The sequence below is a fragment of the Streptomyces aureoversilis genome, from assembly GCF_042657885.1.
In the GTDB taxonomy this organism is placed as follows: domain Bacteria; phylum Actinomycetota; class Actinomycetes; order Streptomycetales; family Streptomycetaceae; genus Streptomyces; species Streptomyces aureoversilis.
On the sequence record NZ_JBHSKJ010000001.1, the window covers coordinates 327,194 to 348,165 of the forward strand.

A 20,972-nucleotide genomic window follows, 5' to 3' on the forward strand; every position below is an offset into this window, starting at 1 on the left:
ACCACCATTTCAGCAGGTCAGGCGCTCGGGGATGCACCTCCATCATCGCATCGGCCCGGCAGCAGCCCGGCCGCGGCCAGGTCCCGCCACAGCTGATCCGGCACCCCCGTGCCGGCCAGGCGGACATCGGCCGTGACCTCCTCCGCGCTGCGCATGCCGACGAGCACGGAAGCCACCACGGGGTGCCGGCCCGGCCAGGCCAGTGCCGCCGCGGGCAGCGGTACGCCGTGGGCCTCGCATACGGCGGCGATGCGCTGCGCCCGGGCCACCGACCGTTCCGGCGCCCGCTGGTAGTCGTAAGGGGCGCCCGGGCGCGGGTCGGCGAGGATGCCGCTGTTGAACACTCCGGCCGCGACCACAGCGACCCCGTGCCGCTCGCACAACGGGAACAGCTCGCGCTGCGCGCCGCCGTCGAGCAGGCTGCAGCGTCCCGCGCACAGCACCACGTCCGGGTCCGTCTCGGCGACGAACCGGGTGAGCATCGCGGCGTCGTTCATGGCGATCCCGATCGCCCGCACCACGCCCTCGTCGCGCAGCCGGGCCAGGGCCGGGAACGCCTCGCCGGCCGCCTGCTCCCAGTGGTCGTCGGGATCGTGGAGGTACAGCACGTCGACCCGGTCGAGGCGGAGGCGGCGCAGACTGCTCTCCAGGCTGCGCAGCACTCCGTCCCGGCTGTAGTCGCGCACGCGCACCCGGTCCCGGCCGGCGGCGAACTCGCTGCCGTCCCCGCCTCGCGGCACCCCGGCGTTCCGGTCGGCATCGGCGAGGAGGCGACCGACCTTGGTGGAGACGGTGAACGCAGGGCGGGGCAGCCCGGCCAAGGCCGCTCCGAGACGCTCCTCGGACAGACCCGCACCGTAGTGCGGAGCGGTGTCGAAGTAGCGGATGCCCGCTTCCCAGGCCGCGCGGACGGCCCCTTCCGCCGCGGCCGCGCCGACCGGGCGGAACAGCCCGCCGAGCGCCGCGCCGCCGAAGCCCATCCGGGTGACCGGGAGACCGGACCGGCCGAGCACGGCGAACGCGGCCGGGCCACCGGGGAGGGCGAGGGGCGCCGGAGAGGCGGTCACGGGGCACCTGCCCGGTCCCCGCACTCCCCGGATTCCCCGTACTCCTTGCGCTCCCCGGACTCCCCACAGCCCCCGCCCGCCCCGCGGCGCCGCCAATACCGTTCGATCTCCTCCAGCGACCGCCCCGCCGTCTCCGGAACCCACCGGGCGACGTACCACGCGGCCACCACGGACAGCACCGCGAAGAACGCGAACACCGAGCTGCCGGCCGCCCCGAGCACATCCGGGAAGACCAGGGAGAAGACGAAGTTGAGCAGGTACTGCGCAAAGGTCACCACGCCCATGCCGGCCGCCCGGGCCCGCAGCGGCAGCACCTCGGGGCAGTACAGCCAGAACACGGGGCCGAGACCGAACCCGAAGGCCAGCGTGTAGGCGAACACGCACGCCACGGCGAGCGGCCCGACGTCCGGGAAGGCGGCCAGCACCACCATCGGCGGCGCCTGCGCGGCCAGCGAGACCGTCAGCATCCGCACCCTCCCCAGCCGCTCGACGAACGGCAGGGAGACGGCCGTGGACAGGACGAGCGCCGTGCCGACGCAGTAGTTCGCCACGGTGCCGGCACCGGCGCTCCCGCCGCCGGCGACGTGGGAGAAGATGACCGGCGCGTAGTACACCACCGCGTTGATCCCGGTGAAGACCTGAAAGAACGTCAGCACGAGGGTGATGCGCAGCGCCGGACGGTATCCGCCGCCCAGCAGTTCGCGCAGGCCCGCGTGCCGGCCGGCCAGGCCCGCGCGGATCTCGGCCACCTCCTCGTCCGCGCCGCGGGCGGTGGCGCGCAGGCGGCGCAGCACCCGTCGGGCCTCGGCCTCCCGGCCGCGCAGCATCAGCCAGCGGGGCCCGGGCGGACTGACGAGCATCCCGGCCAGGAAGACGACGGCGGGGAGCGCCCCCAGCCCCAGCATCCACTCCCACGCGCCGGCCGCCGACAGCGCGTCGCCCACCGCGTAGGCGAGCAGGATGCCGACGTTGACCGAGAGCTGGTACAACGCCGTGATCCGGCCCCGCAGCCGTCCGGGAGCGAGCTCGCTCAGATAGATCAGCCCGAACATGTTGGCCAGGCCCACGGCGAAGCCGAGCACGAACCGGGAGACCATCAGCACCACGACGTCCTGCGCGACGCCGCACCCCACCGAGCCGGCCACGAAGACCCCACCGGCCAGGATCAGCAGGTGCCGCCGGTCCCAGCGCCGCGCCGCCAGCGCACCGCCGACGATCGCCGGCAGCGCGCCGAGCAGCATCAGGCCGGTCACGAGGCCCTGTTCGGTGGAGTCCAGGCCGAAGCGCTCGGTCAGGGGCTTCAGCGCGCCGGAGATCGCCCCGGCGTCGTAGCCGTACAGGATCCCGGAGAGACCACCGAGCACGGCCACGAAGTGCACCAGCCGTGGCGCCTTCTCGCCTGCCCGGTCACCCTTCCGCCCACCGGCCCGCCCATCGGCACGGCCGTCTGTACGGGACGCCGGCTGCGCCTCGGTCACGGGCCCTCCCACGATCGGTGAACCGGGGTGGCGCGGCGCCGGCTTCTCCGGGGACCGCCCGTGATGACGGAGCCGCCTGGTGAGCGTGAGCAGCAGCCAGCATGACGACCGGGCGGTACGGCCGCAAGACCGGTCCGTGCGACACCGTCTGCCCCGCACGGGGGCAGACGGATCGCCGGAACCGGTCGGTCGCTAGCTCTGGCTGTTCATGAAGCCGATGACGACGGCTCCCCACCAGCAGACCTGCGAGACGGCGGCGGTGGCGCCGCCCCAGGCGAGGAGCCGCGGCGCGGGCGACGCGGAACTCCGCTCGGCCATGCGCTTGTTGAGGAGGCCTGCCTGCAGGCCGTTGAGGCTGAGGAGGAGCACCAGCACCAGCTTGACGGCGGTGAGTGCGGAGGACGGGCTGGGGTGGAGGAGCATGCCGCTGAGGACGAGTCCCACGAGACCGGCCCAGATGGGCAGGTGCAGCCGGCCCGCGCTGCCGAGGGCCTCCTGGAGGCTGCAGCGGCCCGTGACCCACAGCAGCCCGTAGTAGTCGGCGACCAGCACGGCGCCGAAGCCGAGGACGAGGCTCGCGAGGTGGATGAAGAGTGCCGCGGTGTGGAGCGTCGCGTCGGCCGTCACGTGGAAGGAGATCCAGACGCAGACCGCCCAGGCCGCGCACAGCGCGAGCGCGGCGCCGGCCACCGTCCACCAGGAGTCGTACAGGCTCAGCGGCCGTGCGTGGCGGGCGCCGGAGGTGAGGGTGCGGGCCGGTTCAGGCGGGCGGACGACGGACAGCGGCGTCTCGGACGGAAGAGCGGACACGCGGATTTCTCCCAACACAGGCCCTTGCGGCGAACGCAGGACCTTACAGCGGAAAGGCTTATCGACGACCGGCCGTGCGTTACCGGCTTGTTGCCGGAATGAGACTTTCTCGGGGAACGGCCGGGCTCGGTGCCCGATAAACCTGAACACTCTTGCGGGGGAATCGCAAGCTTCGCAGGTCAGGATGGGAATCGGCAGCTATTGATCCGTATGCATTCCGGGCCGGGCGGCCAATTGACGGCCGGGGAATGGTGATCGCTTTTCTTTGGAATGTGTGACGCGGCACATTTCTTGAGCGGGTGAGTGAGCACACATGAGCGGGGGGTTTCGGTCCTGCCTTCCGGGGCAGGACCGAAACCCCCGTGGAATCAGCCTCTCAGCGGTCCTTCACAGGTGAAGTCCGCCGATCCCGCGGGGCGGTCCGACCAGAGGTCGACCTTGCCGAAGGAACAGTTCATGTCGGCGAAGTTGTTGGTGCCCTTCTTCGTGCGGTCGAGGATGAAGTAGTCGACCGTCCCGGACATGTCCTTGAAGACCAGGTCGGGGCTGCCCGGGCTGCTCAGGTTGGCCGTGATGCGGCCGGTGCAGGTGAAGCGGGGGCGCTCCGGGGCCTCGTTGGTGCGGCATTCGGGCGTGATGCCGGTGGTGGCCTTGAAGGAGGCGCGGACCGTGGCGGGGTGGCCGGCGTCCAGCCCGCCGACGGGCGTGAACGAGGTGTTCGGCACGTACAGGTCCTTGACCTTGGCGATCTGCTGGTCGAGGAAGGTGTCGTACGCGCGCTGCAGCCCCGTGTCCCGGCCGAGCCGGTCGCGCCAGGCGTCGAAGCCCGCGACGTCGTTCGCACGGAGCCGGTCGTACATCTCCCTGAGCAGCGCGGGGCGCTCGGTCCACAGGAACTCGAAGAACGTGCCGGCGTAGGAGTAGAAGCGGAAGCCGTCCCGGTCGTACTCCGCGTGCAGCAGCTCGTACACGCTCATGCGCGGCTTGGTGCCGCCCGCCGTGTCGTTGATGATGCTCTGGACCAGGGACTTGCGGACCTTGATGCCCTCGCCCCGGGTGGCGCCGTCGAAGAACTCGGCCGTGCCCTCGTCCATGGCGGTGGTGCGGTCGCCCTGGTACCACGGGCCCTCGCCGAAGGAGCCGGGGACGGCCCAGCGGCCGTTGAGGTAGTGCGTGTACTCGTGCCGGAAGAGCTCCTCCAGCGTGAGCGTGGAGTCCTGGGGGACGCGCCGCTCGTACGTGTAGAAGGTGGCACCGTTCTCGATGTAGATGCCGCCGTTGTTGGTGCCCATGCCGGTCAGCATCGGGTGGTAGACCTCGTAGTCGGCGCGGGAGGCGTACAGCACGATGTTGAGCGTGGTGTTGGTGTCGCCCGCCAGCGGCTTCTCGGTGCCCAGGACCCGGTGGAACTGCGCCTTGACCTGCTTGCTCGCGTAGTAGAGGCGGTCGACGGTGGCGCGGGGCAGGGCCGTGCGGACCTTGATGGCGCCGTTGTCGTACGTGTAGGTGGACGGGAAGATGCGGCGCTCGATGTCGGCCTTGCACACCCCGTACTGCTTGCAGGCGTCGAACTCGATCAGCCAGGTGACGACCTTGGCCCAGGGCTCGCTGCCCTCGCCGAAGTTGCCGGTCGTGGTGGCCAGCAGCCCGCCGAGGTCGGAGGTGATCCGGCTCCTGAGCGCGTCGATCTGGCCCATCCGCCCGTACTCCCCGACGGCGTCGCGCACCACCCAGGCGTTGGCCGTGCCCTTGAGGTGGGTGTAGCCGGCGAAGGCCTTGAAGGCCGCGCGGTAGGAGGCGTCGGCCGTGACGGCGGCGTGGAAGGCGGTGTCGTGGTTGCCCGGGTAGACGCCCAGGTAGTTGAGCGAGAGCGCGGCGAGCGCGGCACCGGCCCAGGAGGTGTCCTTGTTGGTGGCGGAGTGCGCGGCGTCCATCGTGGCCAGGACGCGCTGGACGAGCGGCAGCTGGTGGTGGCGCAGACCCGGGGAACCGGCCGCGTAGAGGGCCTCGCGCAGGGTCTCGGCGTTGGTGCGGGTCACGTCGAAGGTGCGCGAGGCGGTGCCGAAGGCGGACACCGCGCGGCGCATCGCCTCCACGGTCGGCGCGTCGGTGAGGTCGATCTCGCTGCGGGAGAAGTCGTGGTACGCGACGGCGTGGAGGTAGGTGAACATCTCCAGCAGGTGGCTGTTGTTCTTGCCGTCGTGCGCCGCGGCCAGGCTCTCGATCCGGCGGGAGACCGCTTGGACGTGCGGCCTGGACATGACCGGGACCAGCCGCTGGTCCCAGGTCCAGATGAGCGTGCGCAGGCAGCCGTCGGCGGTGACGGCCCGGTCGGCGAGGAAGTCGGCGAACTGCTCGGGGGCGAGGCGGGTGATGCCGTCGAGCGTGCACGGCACGGCGGTGCCGCCGAGGGTGGCGCGGGGCGGTACGGCCGTGGGCTTCGGCTTGGCGGTGAGAGCGCCGGGGACGCGGCCGTCCTTGAGGCTGCCGGGGGCGGTGGGAGAGACGCGGGTCGGCTCGGGCGCATTCGCCAGCCGGGTGACCTCGTCGAAGGGGTTGGGCGTGGGGGTGTCCTGCCGCACGCCCGCCGTCGGCGCCGGGGTGGACGCGGCGGAGGACGGCCTGGGCGCGGGCGAGGGGGAGTCCGCGTGAACGGGCTGGACGGCGGTGGCGCAGAGCGCCGTGGCTATGGCGGTGGTGAGCAGGGATGCGTGCAGGGATCTGCGCAGCGATCTGGAGTGGGACACCGATGACTCCTGTGTGGGAGGTGTGGGTTGCCGCGTGCACGTCAAGCGAGGTCATGCGCGCGGCAAAGCGGAAACAGCGAGAAAAGCGAGAACAGCGAAAGCCGTGGCGCAGGGGGTGGTTCAACTGCCGTCTGACAGGCGGCACGTGGGGGGCCGCTGCTGCGCCATGTCATGCGTAACGTAGTAATGTGAAATGGTACTGACAACCCCTCAGGCGCTACGGGTTGTCCGCGAGGGCGAAGTGGCAGGCCACTTCGCGTGGTTCGCCCGGCACGGCGACCCGCAGCAGCGGCGCCTCGGTCCGGCAGATCTCCTGCGCCCTCGGGCAGCGCGGGTGGAACGTGCAGCCGGGCGGGGGAGCCGCCGGGCTCGGGGGGTCGCCGAGCAGCGTGATCCGCTCGCGCGTCCGCTCGGCGGCCGGGTCCGGCAGCGGCACGGCCGAGAGCAGGGCCTGCGTGTACGGGTGGGCCGGGGCCGCGTACACGCGCTCCTTGGCGCCGACTTCGACGATCCGCCCCAGATACATCACGGCCACCCGGTCGCACACCCGCTTCACCACCGACAGGTCGTGGGCGATGAAGAGGTAGGCGAGCCCGAGTTCACGCTGGAGCCGCTCCATCAGATTGACGATCTGGGCCTGCACGGAGACGTCCAGGGCCGAGACCGGTTCGTCGGCGACGATCAGGCGCGGACCGGTGGCCAGCGCGCGGGCGATGCCGATGCGCTGCGCCTGCCCGCCGGAGAACTCGTGCGGATAGCGGTCGATGTGCTCGGGGATGAGCCCGACCAGCTCCATCAGCTCCGCCGCCCGCTCGCGCGCCCCGGCGGCCGGCATGCCCTGGACCAGCAGCGGGTCGGCGATGATGCGGGCCACGGTCTGGCGCGGGTTGAGGGAGGAGTGCGGGTCCTGGAAGACCATCTGCAGGTCCTTGCGCAGCGGCTTGAGCTCGCGCCTGCCGAGCCGGCTGATGTCGCGGCCGTCGTAGGTGATCGACCCCGCGGTCGGCTCCAGGAGCCGTACGATCATGCGGCCGGTGGTGGACTTGCCGCAGCCGGACTCGCCCACCAGGCCCAGGGTCTCGCCCGCCGCCAGGTCGAAGGAGACGCCGTCGACGGCCCGGACGGGCGCCGCGCGGCCCCGCTTGCCGGGGAAGGCCATGGTCACGTCCCGTACGGACAGCAGGGGTGCGGTTCCGGCGGTCATCGGGTGCCTCCCGGCACGTGGGAGGCGGTGTGCAGGGACAGGTGGCAGGAGACCAGGTGCCCCCTGGAAGGCCGGAGTCCGGGCCGGGTGGCGGCGCAGCGCTCGCGCTCGGCCGGTGCCGCTGCGGCCGCGCGCGGGCAGCGCGGGGCGAAGGCGCAGCCCGGGGCCGGGTCCAGCAGTGAGGGCGGGCTGCCGGGGATGGCGCGCAGGGGTGCGTCGTCGGCGTCGTCGAGACGGGGGAGCGAGTCGAGCAGCCCGCGGGTGTAGGGATGGCCGGGGTCGGTGAACAGCGTGTCGACCGGGGCCTGTTCGGCCGCCCGGCCGCCGTACATCACGAGCACCTCGCGGGCGACGCGGGCGACGACGCCGAGGTCGTGCGTGATCATGACGACGGCGAGTCCGCGCTGTTCCTGCAGGCGGGCGATCAGCTCCAGGATCTGTGCCTGGACGGTGACGTCGAGGGCGGTGGTCGGCTCGTCGGCGATGAGCAGGTCGGGCTCGCAGGCGAGGGCCATGGCGATCATCACGCGCTGGCGCATGCCACCGGAGAACTGGTGCGGGTGTTCGCCGGCCCGCCGCGCGGGCTCGGGGATGCCGACCTCCGCGAGCATCTCGACGGCCCGTCTGCGGGCCGCCGCCCTGCGGGAGCCGAAGTGGACCCGGTGGTGTTCGGCGATCTGCTCGCCGACCGTGTAGTAGGGGTGGAGGCTGGAGAGCGGGTCCTGGAAGATCATCGCGATGCGGCGGCCGCGCAGCCGGTTCAGCTCGCGCTCGGGCAGGCCGGTCAGCTCGCGGCCGTCGAGGGCGATGGAGCCGGTGACCCGGGCGCCGGTGTGCAGCCCCATCACCGCCAGGGAGGTGACGGACTTGCCGGAGCCGGACTCGCCGACGATGCCGAGCGTCTGCCCGCGGCGCACCGCGAAGCTCAGGGAGTCCACGGCCCGTACGTCCCCGTGCCGGGTGGGGAAGGTGACGGTCAGGTCCGTGACGGACAGCAGGGGCTGTTCCTGTGAAACGGCCGGTACGGCCATCAGTACCTCACTCGCGGGTCGACGACGGCGTAGAGCAGGTCGACGACCAGGTTGGCGACGACGATGAAGGCGGCCGCCATCAGCGTGACGCCGAGGATGACCGGCTGGTCGCCGGTGGACAGCGCGCCGTAGAAGAGCCGCCCGATCCCCGGCAGCCCGAAGATCGACTCGGTGATGACGGCGCCGGCGAGCAGCCCGCCCAGGTCCATGCCGAAGAGGGTGAGGATCGGCGTCATGCCGGCCCGCAGCCCGTGCTTGACGACGACGGTGCGGTGCGGCAGGCCCTTGGCGCGGGCGGTGCGGATGTACGGCTCCGCCATCGTCTCGATCATCGAACTGCGGCTCTGGCGGGCGTACATGGCGGCGTACAGCACGGCCAGCGCCAGCCAGGGCAGGAGCAGGTTGGACGCCCAGCGCAGGGGGTCGTCGCCGAGGGGCACGTACTGCGGGTACGGCAGCAGCCCGGCCGTCCGGATCAGGCCGTAGATCAGCATCATCGAGGTGAAGTAGACGGGCAGCGAGGCCGCGGCTACGGCGCCGACCATCAGGGCGCGGTCGGTGAGGGTGTCCTTGCGCAGGGCCGCGGTGACGCCGGCGCTCAGGCCGAGCGCCAGCCACAGCACGGCCGCGCCCAGCGCCAGGGAGGCGGAGACCGGCAGGCGGTCCGTCAGCAGGTCCCAGACCGCCTCGGAGTTCTCGTAGGAGTAGCCGAGGCAGGGGAAGCCGCAGTGCAGGGCGTACTGGCCGCTGCCCATGGTGCGGCCGGTGAAGATGCCGGTGACGAAGTCCGCGAACTGCCGCCACAGCGGCCGGTCCAGGCCCATGTGGGCGCGGATGGCCTCCAGGCGGTCGGTGCTGCAGGACTTGCCGCAGGCGGCGGCCGCGGGGTCGGAGGGCAGCACGTAGAAGACGGTGAAGGTGACGGCGGCGATGGCGACGAGCACGCCGGCGACGGCGAGCAGGCGGCGGCCGAGGTAGAGGGTCATGTGCGGCCGCTCCTCGGGTCGAGGACGTCGCGCAGCGCGTCGCCGAGCAGGGTGAAGGCGAGGACGGTCAGGAACAGGCAGGTGCTCGGGATGACGAAGTACATGGGGTCCGTGTCGTAGAAGGCGACGCTCTCGGCGATCATCTGGCCCCAGGAGGGGGTGGGCGGGCGGACGCCGACGCCCAGGTAGCTCAGGGCCGCCTCGGTGGCGATCATGCCGGGGACGATGAGGGTGGTGTAGGCGATGACGGGCCCGGCGACGCCGGGGAGGATGTCGCGGGTGAGGATGCGCCAGGGCCCGGAGCCGCCGACGCGGGCGGCGTCGACGTACTCGCGATGCCGGAGCGAGAGGGTCTGGCCGCGTACGACGCGGGCGACGCCGGGCCAGCCGAACAGGCCGATGACGGCCGTCATCAGCAGGATGCGGTTGACGTCCTTGGCCACCGACATCATCGCGATCATGAAGATGAGGGAGGGAAAGGACATCGTGAGGTCCATGAGGCGGGAGAGGACGGCGTCGGTGCGGCCGCCGAAGTAGCCCGCCGTGATGCCGGCCGCCGTCCCGGCGAGCACGACGATCGCGGTGGCGGTGAGGGCGATCAGCAGTGACACCTGGGCGCCGTGCACGACCCGGGCGAACAGGTCGCGGCCGGTGACGGGTTCGACGCCGAGCCAGTGGTCGGCGGAGATGCCGCCCAGCGGGCCGAGTGGGCGGCCGCCGAGGTAGGGGTCGACGGCGGTCTTGTCGAACTCCTCGGGCGACCAGCCGGCGAGCGAGCTCAGCAGCGGGGCGCCCGCCGCCATCAGCAGGAAGAGCGCGACGACGGCGAGGGAGACCTTGACGGCGGTGCGGCGGCGCAGTTCGGCGCGGGCGAGCTGCCAGGGTCCGCTGCCCGCGGGGACGGCCGCCGGGGCGGGTGGGGTGGTGTTCGCGGTGGTGGTCACGGCGCGACTCAGTCCCGGCTCTTGGCGGGGTCCTTGAGACCGACCGTGGCGTAGTCGATCTGGCCGCCGAAGGAGGTGTGCCCGTACGCGCCCGCGACGTTGGTGCCCAGGACCAGCGGCCACCGCCGGACGAGCACCGGGACGGCCGGCGCCTGGGCGAGGATCTGCCCGTCGAGCTGCTGCCAGGCCCCGGCGGCCTCCTTGGCGTCCGTCATGGCGGCGATCGCGTCCATCCGCTTCATCGTCGCCTCGTCGCGGAAGAGGGAGTGGTTGCCGGAGTTGCCCTTCTCCTTGATGAAGCGGCCGTCGAAGACGAAGGGCAGGAAGGTGGAGCCGGAGGGGTAGTCGGGGCACCAGCCGGTGTAGACCATGTCGGTGCGGTTCCCGGTGTCGCCGATGGTGGCGTAGAACGCGGACGGGTCCACGGTCTCGATGGTGACCTTGATGCCGGCCCGGCCCAGGGCCTGCTGGACGGCCTCGGCCCGGCCCTTGTCGCCGACCGACGCGGTGATCTTCGTAGAGAAGCCGTCGGGCCTGCCGGCCTCCTTCAGCAGTTGCCTGGCCTTCTCCGTGTCGCCCGTCGCGGGGATCTTCAGGGTGTCGGGCTGCTTGCCGCCGAAGAGGGACGCCGGCATGTAGGCGGTGGACGGGTCGTTGAAGGCGGGGCCGCCGGAGGAGGTGAGGACGGCGTCCCGGTCGAGGGCGTACTGCACGGCCTGCCGGACCTTGGCGTCGTCGAAGGGCGCCCGGCCGGTGTGCATCTGGACCATGTCGGTGCAGTTGGTGGACTCGGCGAGCAGCCGCTCCCGCACCCCGGCGTCGGGCAGGACCTTCGCGGCGCTCTCCGGCCGCAGGGCGCCCCAGGAGACGGCGGAGGCGTCGGCGCCCTGGCTCGCTATCAGCCGGTCGTCGATCTGGTTGGGCTTCAGGCCCATCATGACGACCAGCTTGTCCGGGTACGCCTTGCGGACTTCGTCCGTCGCGGGGTCCCAGTGCTCGTTGCGGACGAGGACGAGCTTCTTGCCGCGCGCGTAGGAGTCGACTTTGTACGGGCCCGAGGAGAACGGCCGGTTGTCGTACTGCGGGCCCTTGTCCCGCGCCTGCGGTACGGGAGCGAAGGTGGGCATGACCGTGGCGTTGGGGAACTCGGCGAAGGGCTTGCGCAGTTCGAAGACGATGGTGCGGTCGTCCGGCGTCTTGACGGAGTCGAGGTGCTCGCCCCGGGCGGGGCCCCGGTAGCCCTCGGCGCCCACGAGGTAGCGGGCGGCGTAGTCGGCGCCGCCGGGCAGGTCGGGGGAGAAGGACCGCTCGACGTTGTACTTGACGTCCTGCGCGGTGACGGGCGAGCCGTCCTCGTACTTCACGCCCGGCTTGAGGTGGAACGTCCAGGTCCTGGCGTCGGCGGACGGCGTGCCCAGGTCGGTGGCGAGGTCGGGGACCAGCCCGCCGCCCTGCGCTCCGGGCGCGGCCTTGTAGGTGACCAGGGTGCGGTAGAGCAGCCGGGTGCCGAAGTCCATGTCGTTCATGACCCAGTTGCGGGCCGGGTCGAGGTGGGTGAAGTCCTGGTTGGACAGCACCGTCAGCGTGCCGCCCTTCTGCGGGGTGCCCCCGATCGCCTTGCCCTCGTGGGCGGTGGCGGGGTTCTTCCCGCCGTCCTTGCCGCCGGCCGACCGCTTTCCGCCGGAACACCCGGCCGTCCCCAGGGCGAGGGAGGCCGCCAGCACGGCGGCCATGGCAGTACACGTGCGCTTGTTCATCAGTGGTCACTCCGTGAACAGTCGAACAGCCCGACGGCTGAAATGTGACCCGTAACATAGTAATGTGAAATTGCACTGACAAGGCGTCAGTCGCTCCGTTACCCACCTGTGTCCAAGGGGGAGTCCCGTGCAGGAACCCGCAGTTGCCGCGATCCGTACGGTCAGTCATGACCTGCCGGTTTCGGCCGAGTTCGAGGCGTTCATGACGAACGGCTGGGCGGCGACGCCGCTGCCCGCCGACATCCGGCTGCCCGTGGCGGACCTCGCCGCTGCGCGCCGCGCGAAGCTGTCGGCACGCTTTCCCGGCGAGCGGCTCATCGTGCCCGCGGGCGAGTTCAAGGTCCGCTCCAACGACTGCGACTACCGCTTCCGTCCGCACAGCGCCTACGCCTGGCTGACCGGACTGACCGGCGAGGACCAGGCCGGTCACGTGCTGGTTCTGGAGCCCGACGGCCCGCACCGGCACGAGGCGGTGCTGTACGTGCGGCCGCGGTCGCCGCGCGCCGGCGCGGAGTTCTACCGCGACCGGCGCTACGGCGAGTTCTGGGTCGGCCGCCGCCCCGACCTCGCCGAGGCCGAGCGCATGACCGGCATCCGCTGCGTGCACCGGGAGGAGTACGACCGGCTGCCACCGGGCCGCGACGCCTCCGGCGACGACGAACTCGCCGCCGCCCTGAGCGAACTGCGCCTGGTCAAGGATGCGTGGGAGATCGGCCAGCTGCAGCTGGCCGTGGACCACACCGCCGCCGGCTTCGAGGACGTCGTGCGGGCGCTGCCCCGCGCCCTCGCCCACCCGCGCGGCGAGCGGTGGATCGAGGGCGTCTTCGGCCTGCGCGCCCGCGCCGAGGGCAACGGCCCCGGCTACGAGACCATCGCGGCCTCCGGCGCGCACGCGTGCGTCCTGCACTGGATACGCAACGACGGCCGGCTCGACCCCCGCGAACTCCTCCTGCTGGATGCGGGCGTGGAGACCGACACCCTCTACACCTCCGACATCACCCGCACCCTGCCGCTGTCCGGACGCTTCACACCCGTCCAGCGGCAGGTCTACGAACTCGTCCTCGCCGCCCAGGACGCGGGCATGGCCGCCCTCAAGCCGGGGGCGAGCTTCCGCGACTTCCATCGGGCCGGCATGCGGGTCATCGCCGAGGGGCTCGCCGAGTGGGGCGTGCTCAAGAGCGCCGAAGGCGACTTCCACCGCCGGTACACCCTGTGCAGCAGCGGCCACATGCTCGGCCTGGACGTCCACGACTGCGCCCAGGCGCGGGCGGACGCCTACCTCGACGGCGTCCTGGAGGAGGGGCAGGTCCTCACCGTCGAGCCCGGGCTCTACCTCCAGCCCGACGACGAGACGCTTCCGGCCGAACTGCGCGGCATCGGCGTGCGGATCGAGGACGACCTGGTCATCACCGCCGACGGGGCCCGGCTGATGTCGCACGCGCTGCCCCGTACGCCCGACGCTGTCGAGACGTGGATGGGAGAACTCCTCGAGGGATAGACGAACTCCCGGGGGGATCGGGGAACCGTCAACCACAAGGTACGGACCGGCTCTTGGCAGCACGCAGTGCAATGTGAAATATTACTGACGTGCTCATGAGCAACTCCTCCTCGGACGTCATCGTCGTCGGAGCGGGTGTGGTCGGCGCCGCCTGCGCCTACTACGCCGCCCGCAGCGGCCTCTCCGTCACCGTGGTCGACCGTGGCCCCGTCGCCGGCGGGACCACGGGCGCCGGAGAGGGAAACCTCCTGGTCTCCGACAAGGAACCCGGACCGGAGCTCGAACTGGCCCTGCTCTCCACGCGGTTGTGGCGCGAGCTGGCCCGGGAGCTCCCGGCCCGGATCGAGTACGAGGCCAAGGGCGGCCTCGTCGTCGCCTCCGACGCCTCCGCCATGGCTGCGCTGCGGAAGTTCGCCGCCGCGCAGGCCGGGGCGGGCGTCACGGCCGAGGAGATCCCGGCCGACCGGCTGCACGACGTGGAGCCGCACCTGGCCCCCGGCCTCGGCGGCGGCTTCCGTTACCCGCAGGACGCCCAGGTCCAGCCCGCCCTCGCCGCTGCCCACCTGCTGCGCGCCTCCGGCGCAAGGGTGCGTACCGGAGAGGAGGTCACAGCCGTCCTCACCGGTACGGACGGCCGGGTGCGGGGTGTGCGCACGGCGGCCGGCGAGCTGCACGCGCCTTTCGTCGTCAACGCCGCCGGCACCTGGGGCGGCGAGGTGGCCCGGCTGGCCGGCGGGCACCTGCCCGTACTGCCCCGCCGGGGCTTCGTGCTCGTCACCGAACCGCTGCCGCGCGTGGTGCGGCACAAGGTCTACGCGGCCGACTACGTCGCCGACGTGGCCAGCGGCTCGGCGGCGCTGCAGACCTCCGCCGTGGTGGAGGGCACCCCGGCGGGCCCGGTCCTGATCGGCGCCAGCCGCGAACGGGTCGGCTTCGACCGCACCCTGTCGGTGGAGGTGCTCCGGCGCCTCGCCGCCCAGGCCACGGCCCTGTTCCCGGTGCTGGCCGGGGTGCGGGCCATCCGCACGTACGCCGGATTCCGCCCGTACCTGCCCGACCACCTGCCCGCCATAGGACCCGACCCGCACGTCCCCGGGCTGCTGCACGCCTGCGGCCACGAAGGCGCGGGGATCGGGCTCGCCCCCGCCACCGGCCTGGCCGTCGCCCGGCAGCTGACGGGCGGCGAACCCCCGCTCGACCTCGGCCCGTTCCACCCCGGCCGCTTCGCCCCGGCCGCCTGAACCCCCACCGCCGAACCCTCACTGCCGAACCTCCGCCGCCCGAACCCCCGCCCCGCGTCCACCCGTTGCCCCGCACCGTCCCGAGAGGAGGCCCGCACGTGGCCCGTACCCCCGCCGACCTGGTCAGGGCGGAGCCCGACCCGCCCTTCGAGATCACCTTCGACGGCCGTACGGTCACCGCCCTGCCCGGCCAGTCCGTGGCCGCCGCCCTGTGGGCGGCGGGCATCCTCGCCTGGCGCACCACCCGGTACGGCGGCCGCCCGCGCGGGGCCTTCTGCGGCATCGGGCAGTGCTACGACTGCCTCGCCACCGTCAACGGCGAGCCCAACCGCCGGGCCTGCCTGGTGCCCGCCCGGCCGGGGGACGCCGTCACCACCCAGGAAGGACACGGCCGTGCCGGGCTCGCCGTCTGAACCGTACGACCTCGCCGTGATCGGCGCGGGCCCCGCCGGCCTCGCCGGAGCGGCCACCGCTGCCCGGCTCGGCCTGTCCGTCGCCGTCCTGGACGCCGCCGCACGGACAGGCGGCCAGTACTTCCGCCACCCCGCCCCGGGCCTGGGCGCCGCGCGCCCGCAGGCCCTGCACCACGACTGGGCCGCCTTCACCGAGCTGCGCGGGCGCTTCGAGGTGAGCGGCGCCGCGCACTTGGCCGGGCACCACGTGTGGGCCGTCACGCGGCAGGACGAGGAAGTGTGGAGCGTGCACGCGCTCGTGGGCGAGGAGGCCGGCGCGAACGCGGGATGCGAGGGCGGTGCGGCCTCCGGCAGCGGGAGCGACGACGTTTCGGATGCCCGCAGCAGTGGCACCGGCAGAAGCCGCGAAGGCCGCACCCGAGCGGGCTTCAGCGGCGAGCGCGAGCGCCCCGTGCGCCTGCACGCCCGCGCCGTGCTCTTCGCCACGGGCGCCTGCGAGCGGCAGCTGCCCTTCCCCGGGTGGACGCTGCCCGGCGTCGTCGGGGCCGGTGGCGCCCAGGCCATGCTGAAGTCCGGGCTCGTCCTGCCCGGGCAGCGGATCGTCGTCGCGGGCAGCGGTCCGCTCCTGCTCGCCGTCGCCTCCTCGCTCGCCGCCGCCGGCGCCCGCGTTCCCGCGGTGGCCGAGGCGTCCGGCTACCTCGGCTACGCCCGCCGGCCGGGCGCCCTGGCGGCCAACCCCCACAAGCTCCTCGAAGCCGCCGTCCACGGCACGGCACTCCTGCGCCACCGCATCCCGCTGCACACCCGCAGCGCGGTCACCGAGGTGCACGGCACGGACCGCGTCGAGGCCGTCACCGTCTCCCGGCTCGACCGCGACTGGCGCCCCGTGCCCGGCACTGGTCGCCGCATCGCCTGCGACGCCCTGGCCGTGGGCCACGGGCTCGCACCCCAGACCGAACTGGCCACCGGCCCCGGCTGTGCGACCCGCCGTACGCCCGACGGCACGCACGCCCTCGTCCTGGACGGCCTGCAGGAGACCTCGGTGCCCGGCCTGTGGGCCGCGGGGGAGGCCGGCGGGACCGGCGGCTGGCAACTCGCCCGCGTCGAGGGCGAGCTGGCGGGCATCGCGGTGGCCGCCCGGCTGCGGGCGCTCCCCGCGCTCACCCGGAGCCGGCGCGTACGGGACCTGGCCCGGCGCCGCGACCGCATGCGCGCCTTCGCCGATGCCATGGCCGCGGCCCACGCACCCGGCCCCGGCTGGACCGCATGGCTCGACGACGACACCGACGTCTGCCGCTGCGAGGAGGTGACCGCCGGAAGCATCCGCGAAGCCGTCACCGAATTCGGCGCCAGGGACGCCCGTACCGTCAAGCTCCTCACCCGGGCCGGCATGGGCTGGTGCCAGGGCCGGATGTGCGGCGCGGCCGTGGCCTGCCTCGCGGCGCCCGGTACGGCGCAGGGGACCGTACCGCCGTCCGCCGAGCGCAGGCCGCTCGCCGTGCCCGTACCGCTGGGCTCCCTCGCCGCCGGAGCCGGGGAACCCGGAGACGGCTGAACCACCGCACCACCGAGCCACCCGCGCTCGCACTCGTCCCACGTCATAGAACGCCATAGAAGGGTTACCGGTATGACCGCCTCCACCTGGACCCCCGACCGCCCCTGGCGCGGCATCATGGTCGCCACCGCCCTCCCGCTGCGCCCGGACCTCTCCGTCGACTACGACGCCTACGCCGAACACGTCCGCAGGCTCATCGAGAACGGGTGCGACGGCGTCGTGCCCAACGGATCCCTCGGCGAATACCAGACCCTCACCCCGCAGGAGCGCGCCCGCGTCGTGCGCACCGCCGTCGAGGCGGCCGGGGACGGGGCGCGGGTGATGCCCGGCGTCGCCGCGTACGGCAGCGCCGAGGCGCGCCAATGGGCCGAGCAGGCCGCCGAGGCGGGCTGCGGCTCCGTCCTGCTGCTGCCGCCGAACGCCTACCGCGCCGGCGAAGAGGCCGTCCGCGCCCACTACACGGAGGTCGCCGCGGCCGGGATACCGGTCGTCGCCTACAACAACCCCATCGACACGAAGGTCGACCTGACCCCGGCCCTGCTGGCCCGGCTGCACGCCGACGGCACCATCGTGGCCGTCAAGGAGTTCACCGGCGACGTCCGGCGCGCCTACGAGATCGCCGAACTCGCCCCCGAGCTCGACCTGCTGATCGGCGCGGACGACGTCCTCCTCGAACTGGCCGCCGCCGGCGCCGTCGGCTGGATCGCCGGATACCCCAACGCCTTCCCCACCACCTGCGCCGCGCTCTACCGCGCCGCCGTCGCCGGGGACCTCCAGACGGCACTGCCCCTCTACCGCTCGCTGCACCCGCTCCTGCGCTGGGACTCCAAGACCGAGTTCGTGCAGGCCATCAAGCTCTCCATGGACATCACCGGCCACCACGGCGGCCCCACCCGCCCGCCGCGCCTCCCGCTCACGGGCGAGACCGAGGCCGCGGTGCGCGCCGCCACGGAGAAGGCCGTCGCCGACGGGCACCACTGACCGCCGACGGCCTCCGGGCTCTCCTTCCTGCTGTTTCCCCCTGCCGAAGGGAAAGGACATCCGTGCGTACCCGTCATGTCTTCCATGCCGTCGACTCGCACACCGAGGGCATGCCCACGCGCGTCATCACCGGTGGCGTCGGCGTGATCCCCGGCGCCACCATGGCCGAGCGCCGGCTCCACTTCATCGAGCACATGGACCACCTGCGCACGCTCCTGATGTACGAGCCGCGCGGCCACGCCTCGATGAGCGGTGCGATCCTGCAGCCCCCCACCCGGCCCGACGCCGACTACGGGGTCCTCTACATCGAGGTCTCCGGGGTGCTGCCGATGTGCGGGCACGGCACCATCGGGGTCGCGACCGTGCTCGTCGAGACGGGCATGGTGCCGGTCAGCGAACCGGTGACGACCGTGCGCCTCGACACCCCGTCCGGACTGATCACCGTCGACGTGGAGGTCGAGGACGGAGCGGCCAAGTCCGTCACGCTCGTCAACGTGCCCTCCTTCAGCGTGGGTCTCGACCGCAAGGCCGACGTCCCCGGCTACGGGACGGTCACCTACGACCTCGCCTTCGGCGGCAACTTCTACGCCTTCGTCGAACTCGACGCCCTGGGGCTGCCCTTCGACCGGGCCCGCAAGGACGACCTGCTCGCCGCCGGGCTCGCCGTCATGGAGGCGATCAACGCCTCGCCGGACCGGCCCGTGCACCCCGAACACCCCGAGATCAACGGCCTCAAGCACGTCTACCTCGCGGCCCCCGGCTCGGACGCCCGCCACTCCTGGCACGCCATGGCCATCCACCCCGGCTGGTTCGACCGTTCCCCCTGCGGCACGGGCACCTCCGCCCGGATGGCGCAGCTGCACGCCCGCGGCGCGCTCCCGCTCGACAGCGACTTCGTCAACGAGTCCTTCATCGGCACGCGGTTCACCGGCCGCCTGGTGGGGGAGACGCAGGTCGGCGGAGTGCCGGCGGTCGTGCCCGCCATCACCGGGCGCGCCTGGATCACCGGCACCGCCCAGTACTTCCTCGACCCGGACGACCCCTTCCCCGGAGGTTTCCTCCTGTGACCGCCGCCCCGACCTCCTTCGCCTCGCACAACCCGGCCGACCCGTCCGACGTCGTCTGCGACGTGCCCGCGTCCGGTGCCTCCGGCGCCGCCGAGGCCGTCGAGCAGGCCCGTGCCGCCCAGCCCGGCTGGCTGCGGGCCGGTGCCGCCGCCCGCTCCTCCGCGCTCTCCGCCGTCGCCGCGGCGGTCGAGGCCGCGGCCGGCGAACTCGCCGCCCTCGCCGTGCGCGAGGCGGGCAAGCCCCTGGCCGAGGCGCGGGCCGAGGTGGCCCGCACGGCCGCGATCTGGCGGTACTACGCCCAGGCCCCCTACGAGCCCACCGGCGCCGTCCACGAGACGGCCGGCGGTCCCGGCCTGCTGCTGACCCGGCGCCGTCCGCACGGCGTCGCCGGCCTCATCACGCCCTGGAATTTCCCCTTCGCCATCCCCTCCTGGAAGGCCGCTCCCGCACTCGCCGCGGGCAACACGGTCGTCCTCAAGCCCGCGCCCGAAGCCACGGCGTGCGCCCTGCGCCTCGCCGAACTCGTCCAGCAGGCGCTGCCCGCCGCGGTGTTCACGGTCGTGCCCGGCGGTGCGACCGAGGGGAACGCCGTCCTCGCGACCGCCGACGCCGTCTCCTTCACCGGCTCCACCGCCGTCGGCGGCGTGGTCACCCGCGCCGCCACCGCCCGGGGCATCCCGGTCCAGGCCGAGACGGGCGGGCTCAACGCGGCGATCGTCCTGCCCGACGCCGACATCGGGCGGGCAGCGGCCCACATCGCCGCGGCCATTGCCGGATACGCCGGGCAGAAGTGCACCGCGACCAGCCGGGTGATCGCCGTCGGCGCGGCCCTCGACCCCCTGCGCGAGGCCCTCGCCGAAGCCCTGCGCGCCCTGCCCGTGGGCGACCCGGCCGACCCGGCCACCGTGTGCGGCCCCCTCATCTCGGCCCGGGCCCGGGGCCGCTTCGACCAGGCCCTCTCCGGCGCCTCCGTCCTGGCCGCCGGCACCGCTCCGGAGGGCCCCGGCTGGTACGCGGCGCCCACCGTGGCCGAAAAGGTCCCGGCCGGTCACCGGCTGCTCACCGAGGAGGTCTTCGCCCCCGTCGCCGCCCTGCTGCCCGCGGACGACCTGGCGCACGCCGTACGGATCAGCAACTCCGTTCCGTACGGCCTGGTCACCTCGGTCCACACCGGCGGGCTCGAGGCGGCACTGCACGGTCTCGACGACCTCGACACGGGCATGATCCGCGTCAACGCCCCTTCCACCGGCGTCGACTTCCACCTGCCGTTCGGCGGCACCAAGGCCTCCGGGCACGGCCCGCGCGAGCAGGGGCGCGCGGCCCTGGACTTCTACACCTCCAGCCGGACCTACACCCTCGCTCCCTGAGAAAGATGTGACATTGTACGCTCGTTGGTCCGTCCAGGTACGGACCAGCCGGGGAGCGCGGCTGCGCACGTACCGCGGACGCGGCTGCCGGACCTCGGCCGCCGCACCGGCGACGAAGGGACACGGGATCATGGGCCACCTCAAGCAGCGCACTCTCATCACCGCCACCGAGCGGCTGCGCGACCAGGTCGCCCATGCCTTGCGGGCCGCGCTCATCTCCGGCGAACTCCACCCCGGCGAGGTCTACTCCGCGCCGCAGCTCGCGGAGGACTTCGGCATCTCCGCGACTCCGGTGCGCGAGGCCATGCTCGACCTCGCCCGCGAGGGCCTGGTCGAGCCGGTCCGCAACAAGGGGTTCCGGGTGACCGAGGTCAACGAGCGCGACCTGGACCAGTACACCGAGATCCGTACGCTCATCGAGGTCCCCACGACCGGCCGCGTCACGCGCACCGCCGCCCGCGAGGACCTCGAAGCCCTCCGCCCGGTCGCCGAGGAGATCGTGCGCGCCGCCCGCGACCACGACCTCATCGGCTACCTGGAGGCCGACCGGCAGTTCCACCTCACCCTGCTGGCCCTGTCCGGCAACGAACGTCTCGTCGAGACCGTCGGCGACCTGCGCAAGCGCTCGCGCCTGTACGGGCTGACCGCGCTCGACCGGCGCGGCGAACTCATCCCCTCCGCCGAGGAGCACCTCGAACTGCTCGACCTGATGCTGGCCGGCGACGCCGAGGGCGCCGAGCAGTGCATGGCACGGCACCTCGGCCACGTGCGCTCCCTGTGGGCGAAGGGCAGCAGCGACAAGGACTCATGACCGCGCGCGGGAGGC

Annotated in this window: 17 protein-coding genes; 8 read left to right on the forward strand and 9 right to left on the reverse strand. The window is 73.1% G+C overall.

The features are described 5' to 3' along the window. Positions 1-17 precede the first annotated feature (17 nt). The 9 genes from ACFPP6_RS01290 to ACFPP6_RS01330 all read right to left on the reverse strand — a co-directional run bounded on the left by ACFPP6_RS01290 (position 18) and on the right by ACFPP6_RS01330 (position 12,024). On the reverse strand, positions 18-1,067 hold the full coding sequence (locus ACFPP6_RS01290) for an aldo/keto reductase (protein WP_382035999.1): 1,050 nt from the start codon (positions 1,065-1,067) through the stop codon (positions 18-20). Continuing rightward, entirely contained in the window at positions 1,064-2,446 is a 1,383-nt protein-coding gene (locus tag ACFPP6_RS01295) for a sugar porter family MFS transporter (RefSeq protein WP_382036002.1), read from the reverse strand. The genes ACFPP6_RS01290 and ACFPP6_RS01295 overlap by 4 nt, the downstream gene beginning before the upstream one ends. A gap of 291 nt (positions 2,447-2,737) precedes the next feature. After that, positions 2,738-3,355, reverse strand: a complete 618-nt coding sequence (locus tag ACFPP6_RS01300) for a hypothetical protein (RefSeq protein ID WP_382036004.1) — start codon at positions 3,353-3,355, stop codon at positions 2,738-2,740. 368 nt (positions 3,356-3,723) lie between these two features. Then, complete coding sequence (locus ACFPP6_RS01305; RefSeq protein ID WP_382036007.1) at positions 3,724-6,102, reverse strand: collagenase; 2,379 nt, start codon at positions 6,100-6,102, stop codon at positions 3,724-3,726. A 217-nt stretch (positions 6,103-6,319) separates the two neighbouring features. Beyond that, a complete protein-coding gene (locus ACFPP6_RS01310; RefSeq protein WP_382036010.1) occupies positions 6,320-7,306 on the reverse strand; it encodes an ABC transporter ATP-binding protein in 987 nt (328 codons plus the stop codon). Further along, on the reverse strand, positions 7,303-8,337 hold the full coding sequence (locus tag ACFPP6_RS01315; RefSeq protein WP_382036012.1) for an ABC transporter ATP-binding protein: 1,035 nt from the start codon (positions 8,335-8,337) through the stop codon (positions 7,303-7,305). The genes ACFPP6_RS01310 and ACFPP6_RS01315 overlap by 4 nt, the downstream gene beginning before the upstream one ends. Beyond that, positions 8,337-9,323, reverse strand: a complete 987-nt coding sequence (locus tag ACFPP6_RS01320; protein ID WP_382036015.1) for an ABC transporter permease — start codon at positions 9,321-9,323, stop codon at positions 8,337-8,339. The genes ACFPP6_RS01315 and ACFPP6_RS01320 overlap by 1 nt, the downstream gene beginning before the upstream one ends. Then, entirely contained in the window at positions 9,320-10,267 is a 948-nt protein-coding gene (locus ACFPP6_RS01325; protein ID WP_382036018.1) for an ABC transporter permease, read from the reverse strand. The genes ACFPP6_RS01320 and ACFPP6_RS01325 overlap by 4 nt, the downstream gene beginning before the upstream one ends. A gap of 8 nt (positions 10,268-10,275) precedes the next feature. Then, entirely contained in the window at positions 10,276-12,024 is a 1,749-nt protein-coding gene (locus ACFPP6_RS01330; RefSeq protein ID WP_382036021.1) for an ABC transporter substrate-binding protein, read from the reverse strand. Between the two features lie 127 nt (positions 12,025-12,151). Between ACFPP6_RS01330 and ACFPP6_RS01335 the strand changes: the two genes are divergently transcribed. From ACFPP6_RS01335 to ACFPP6_RS01370, 8 genes are all read left to right on the forward strand, one after another. Beyond that, the gene (locus ACFPP6_RS01335) at positions 12,152-13,522 is read left to right on the forward strand and encodes an aminopeptidase P family protein (RefSeq protein WP_382036024.1); all 1,371 of its coding nucleotides are present in this window, start codon (positions 12,152-12,154) and stop codon (positions 13,520-13,522) included. 95 nt (positions 13,523-13,617) lie between these two features. Then, positions 13,618-14,763: an NAD(P)/FAD-dependent oxidoreductase gene (locus ACFPP6_RS01340; RefSeq protein WP_382036027.1), complete on the forward strand. Its 1,146-nt coding sequence runs from the start codon at positions 13,618-13,620 to the stop codon at positions 14,761-14,763. Between the two features lie 98 nt (positions 14,764-14,861). Further along, positions 14,862-15,176, forward strand: coding sequence for a (2Fe-2S)-binding protein (locus ACFPP6_RS01345; RefSeq protein ID WP_382036030.1), 315 nt, complete (start codon positions 14,862-14,864; stop codon positions 15,174-15,176). Beyond that, positions 15,157-16,731 carry an FAD-dependent oxidoreductase gene (locus ACFPP6_RS01350; RefSeq protein ID WP_382036033.1) on the forward strand — a complete coding sequence of 525 codons (1,575 nt, stop codon included), beginning with the start codon at positions 15,157-15,159 and terminating at the stop codon, positions 16,729-16,731. The genes ACFPP6_RS01345 and ACFPP6_RS01350 overlap by 20 nt, the downstream gene beginning before the upstream one ends. A 72-nt stretch (positions 16,732-16,803) precedes the next feature. Next, positions 16,804-17,712, forward strand: a complete 909-nt coding sequence (locus ACFPP6_RS01355) for a dihydrodipicolinate synthase family protein (RefSeq protein WP_382036036.1) — start codon at positions 16,804-16,806, stop codon at positions 17,710-17,712. 62 nt (positions 17,713-17,774) lie between these two features. Beyond that, positions 17,775-18,779, forward strand: coding sequence for a proline racemase family protein (locus ACFPP6_RS01360; protein WP_382036039.1), 1,005 nt, complete (start codon positions 17,775-17,777; stop codon positions 18,777-18,779). Then, entirely contained in the window at positions 18,776-20,146 is a 1,371-nt protein-coding gene (locus ACFPP6_RS01365; protein WP_382036040.1) for an aldehyde dehydrogenase family protein, read from the forward strand. Before ACFPP6_RS01360 ends, ACFPP6_RS01365 begins: the two co-directional genes overlap by 4 nt. Positions 20,147-20,276: 130 nt before the next feature. Beyond that, a complete protein-coding gene (locus ACFPP6_RS01370; protein WP_058041802.1) occupies positions 20,277-20,957 on the forward strand; it encodes a GntR family transcriptional regulator in 681 nt (226 codons plus the stop codon). Positions 20,958-20,972: the final 15 nt, after the last annotated feature.

What these genes read in the sequence shown, in the direction of transcription:
- ACFPP6_RS01355 (WP_382036036.1), top strand. Translation starts at nt 16,804, where the DNA reads ATGACCGCCTCCACCTGGACCCCCGACCGCCCCTGGCGCGGCATCATG.
- ACFPP6_RS01340 (WP_382036027.1), top strand. Translation starts at nt 13,618, where the DNA reads ATGAGCAACTCCTCCTCGGACGTCATCGTCGTCGGAGCGGGTGTGGTC.
- ACFPP6_RS01315 (WP_382036012.1), bottom strand. Translation starts at nt 8,337, where the DNA reads ATGGCCGTACCGGCCGTTTCACAGGAACAGCCCCTGCTGTCCGTCACG.
- ACFPP6_RS01310 (WP_382036010.1), bottom strand. Translation starts at nt 7,306, where the DNA reads ATGACCGCCGGAACCGCACCCCTGCTGTCCGTACGGGACGTGACCATG.
- ACFPP6_RS01330 (WP_382036021.1), bottom strand. Translation starts at nt 12,024, where the DNA reads ATGAACAAGCGCACGTGTACTGCCATGGCCGCCGTGCTGGCGGCCTCC.
- ACFPP6_RS01370 (WP_058041802.1), top strand. Translation starts at nt 20,277, where the DNA reads ATGGGCCACCTCAAGCAGCGCACTCTCATCACCGCCACCGAGCGGCTG.
- ACFPP6_RS01320 (WP_382036015.1), bottom strand. Translation starts at nt 9,323, where the DNA reads ATGACCCTCTACCTCGGCCGCCGCCTGCTCGCCGTCGCCGGCGTGCTC.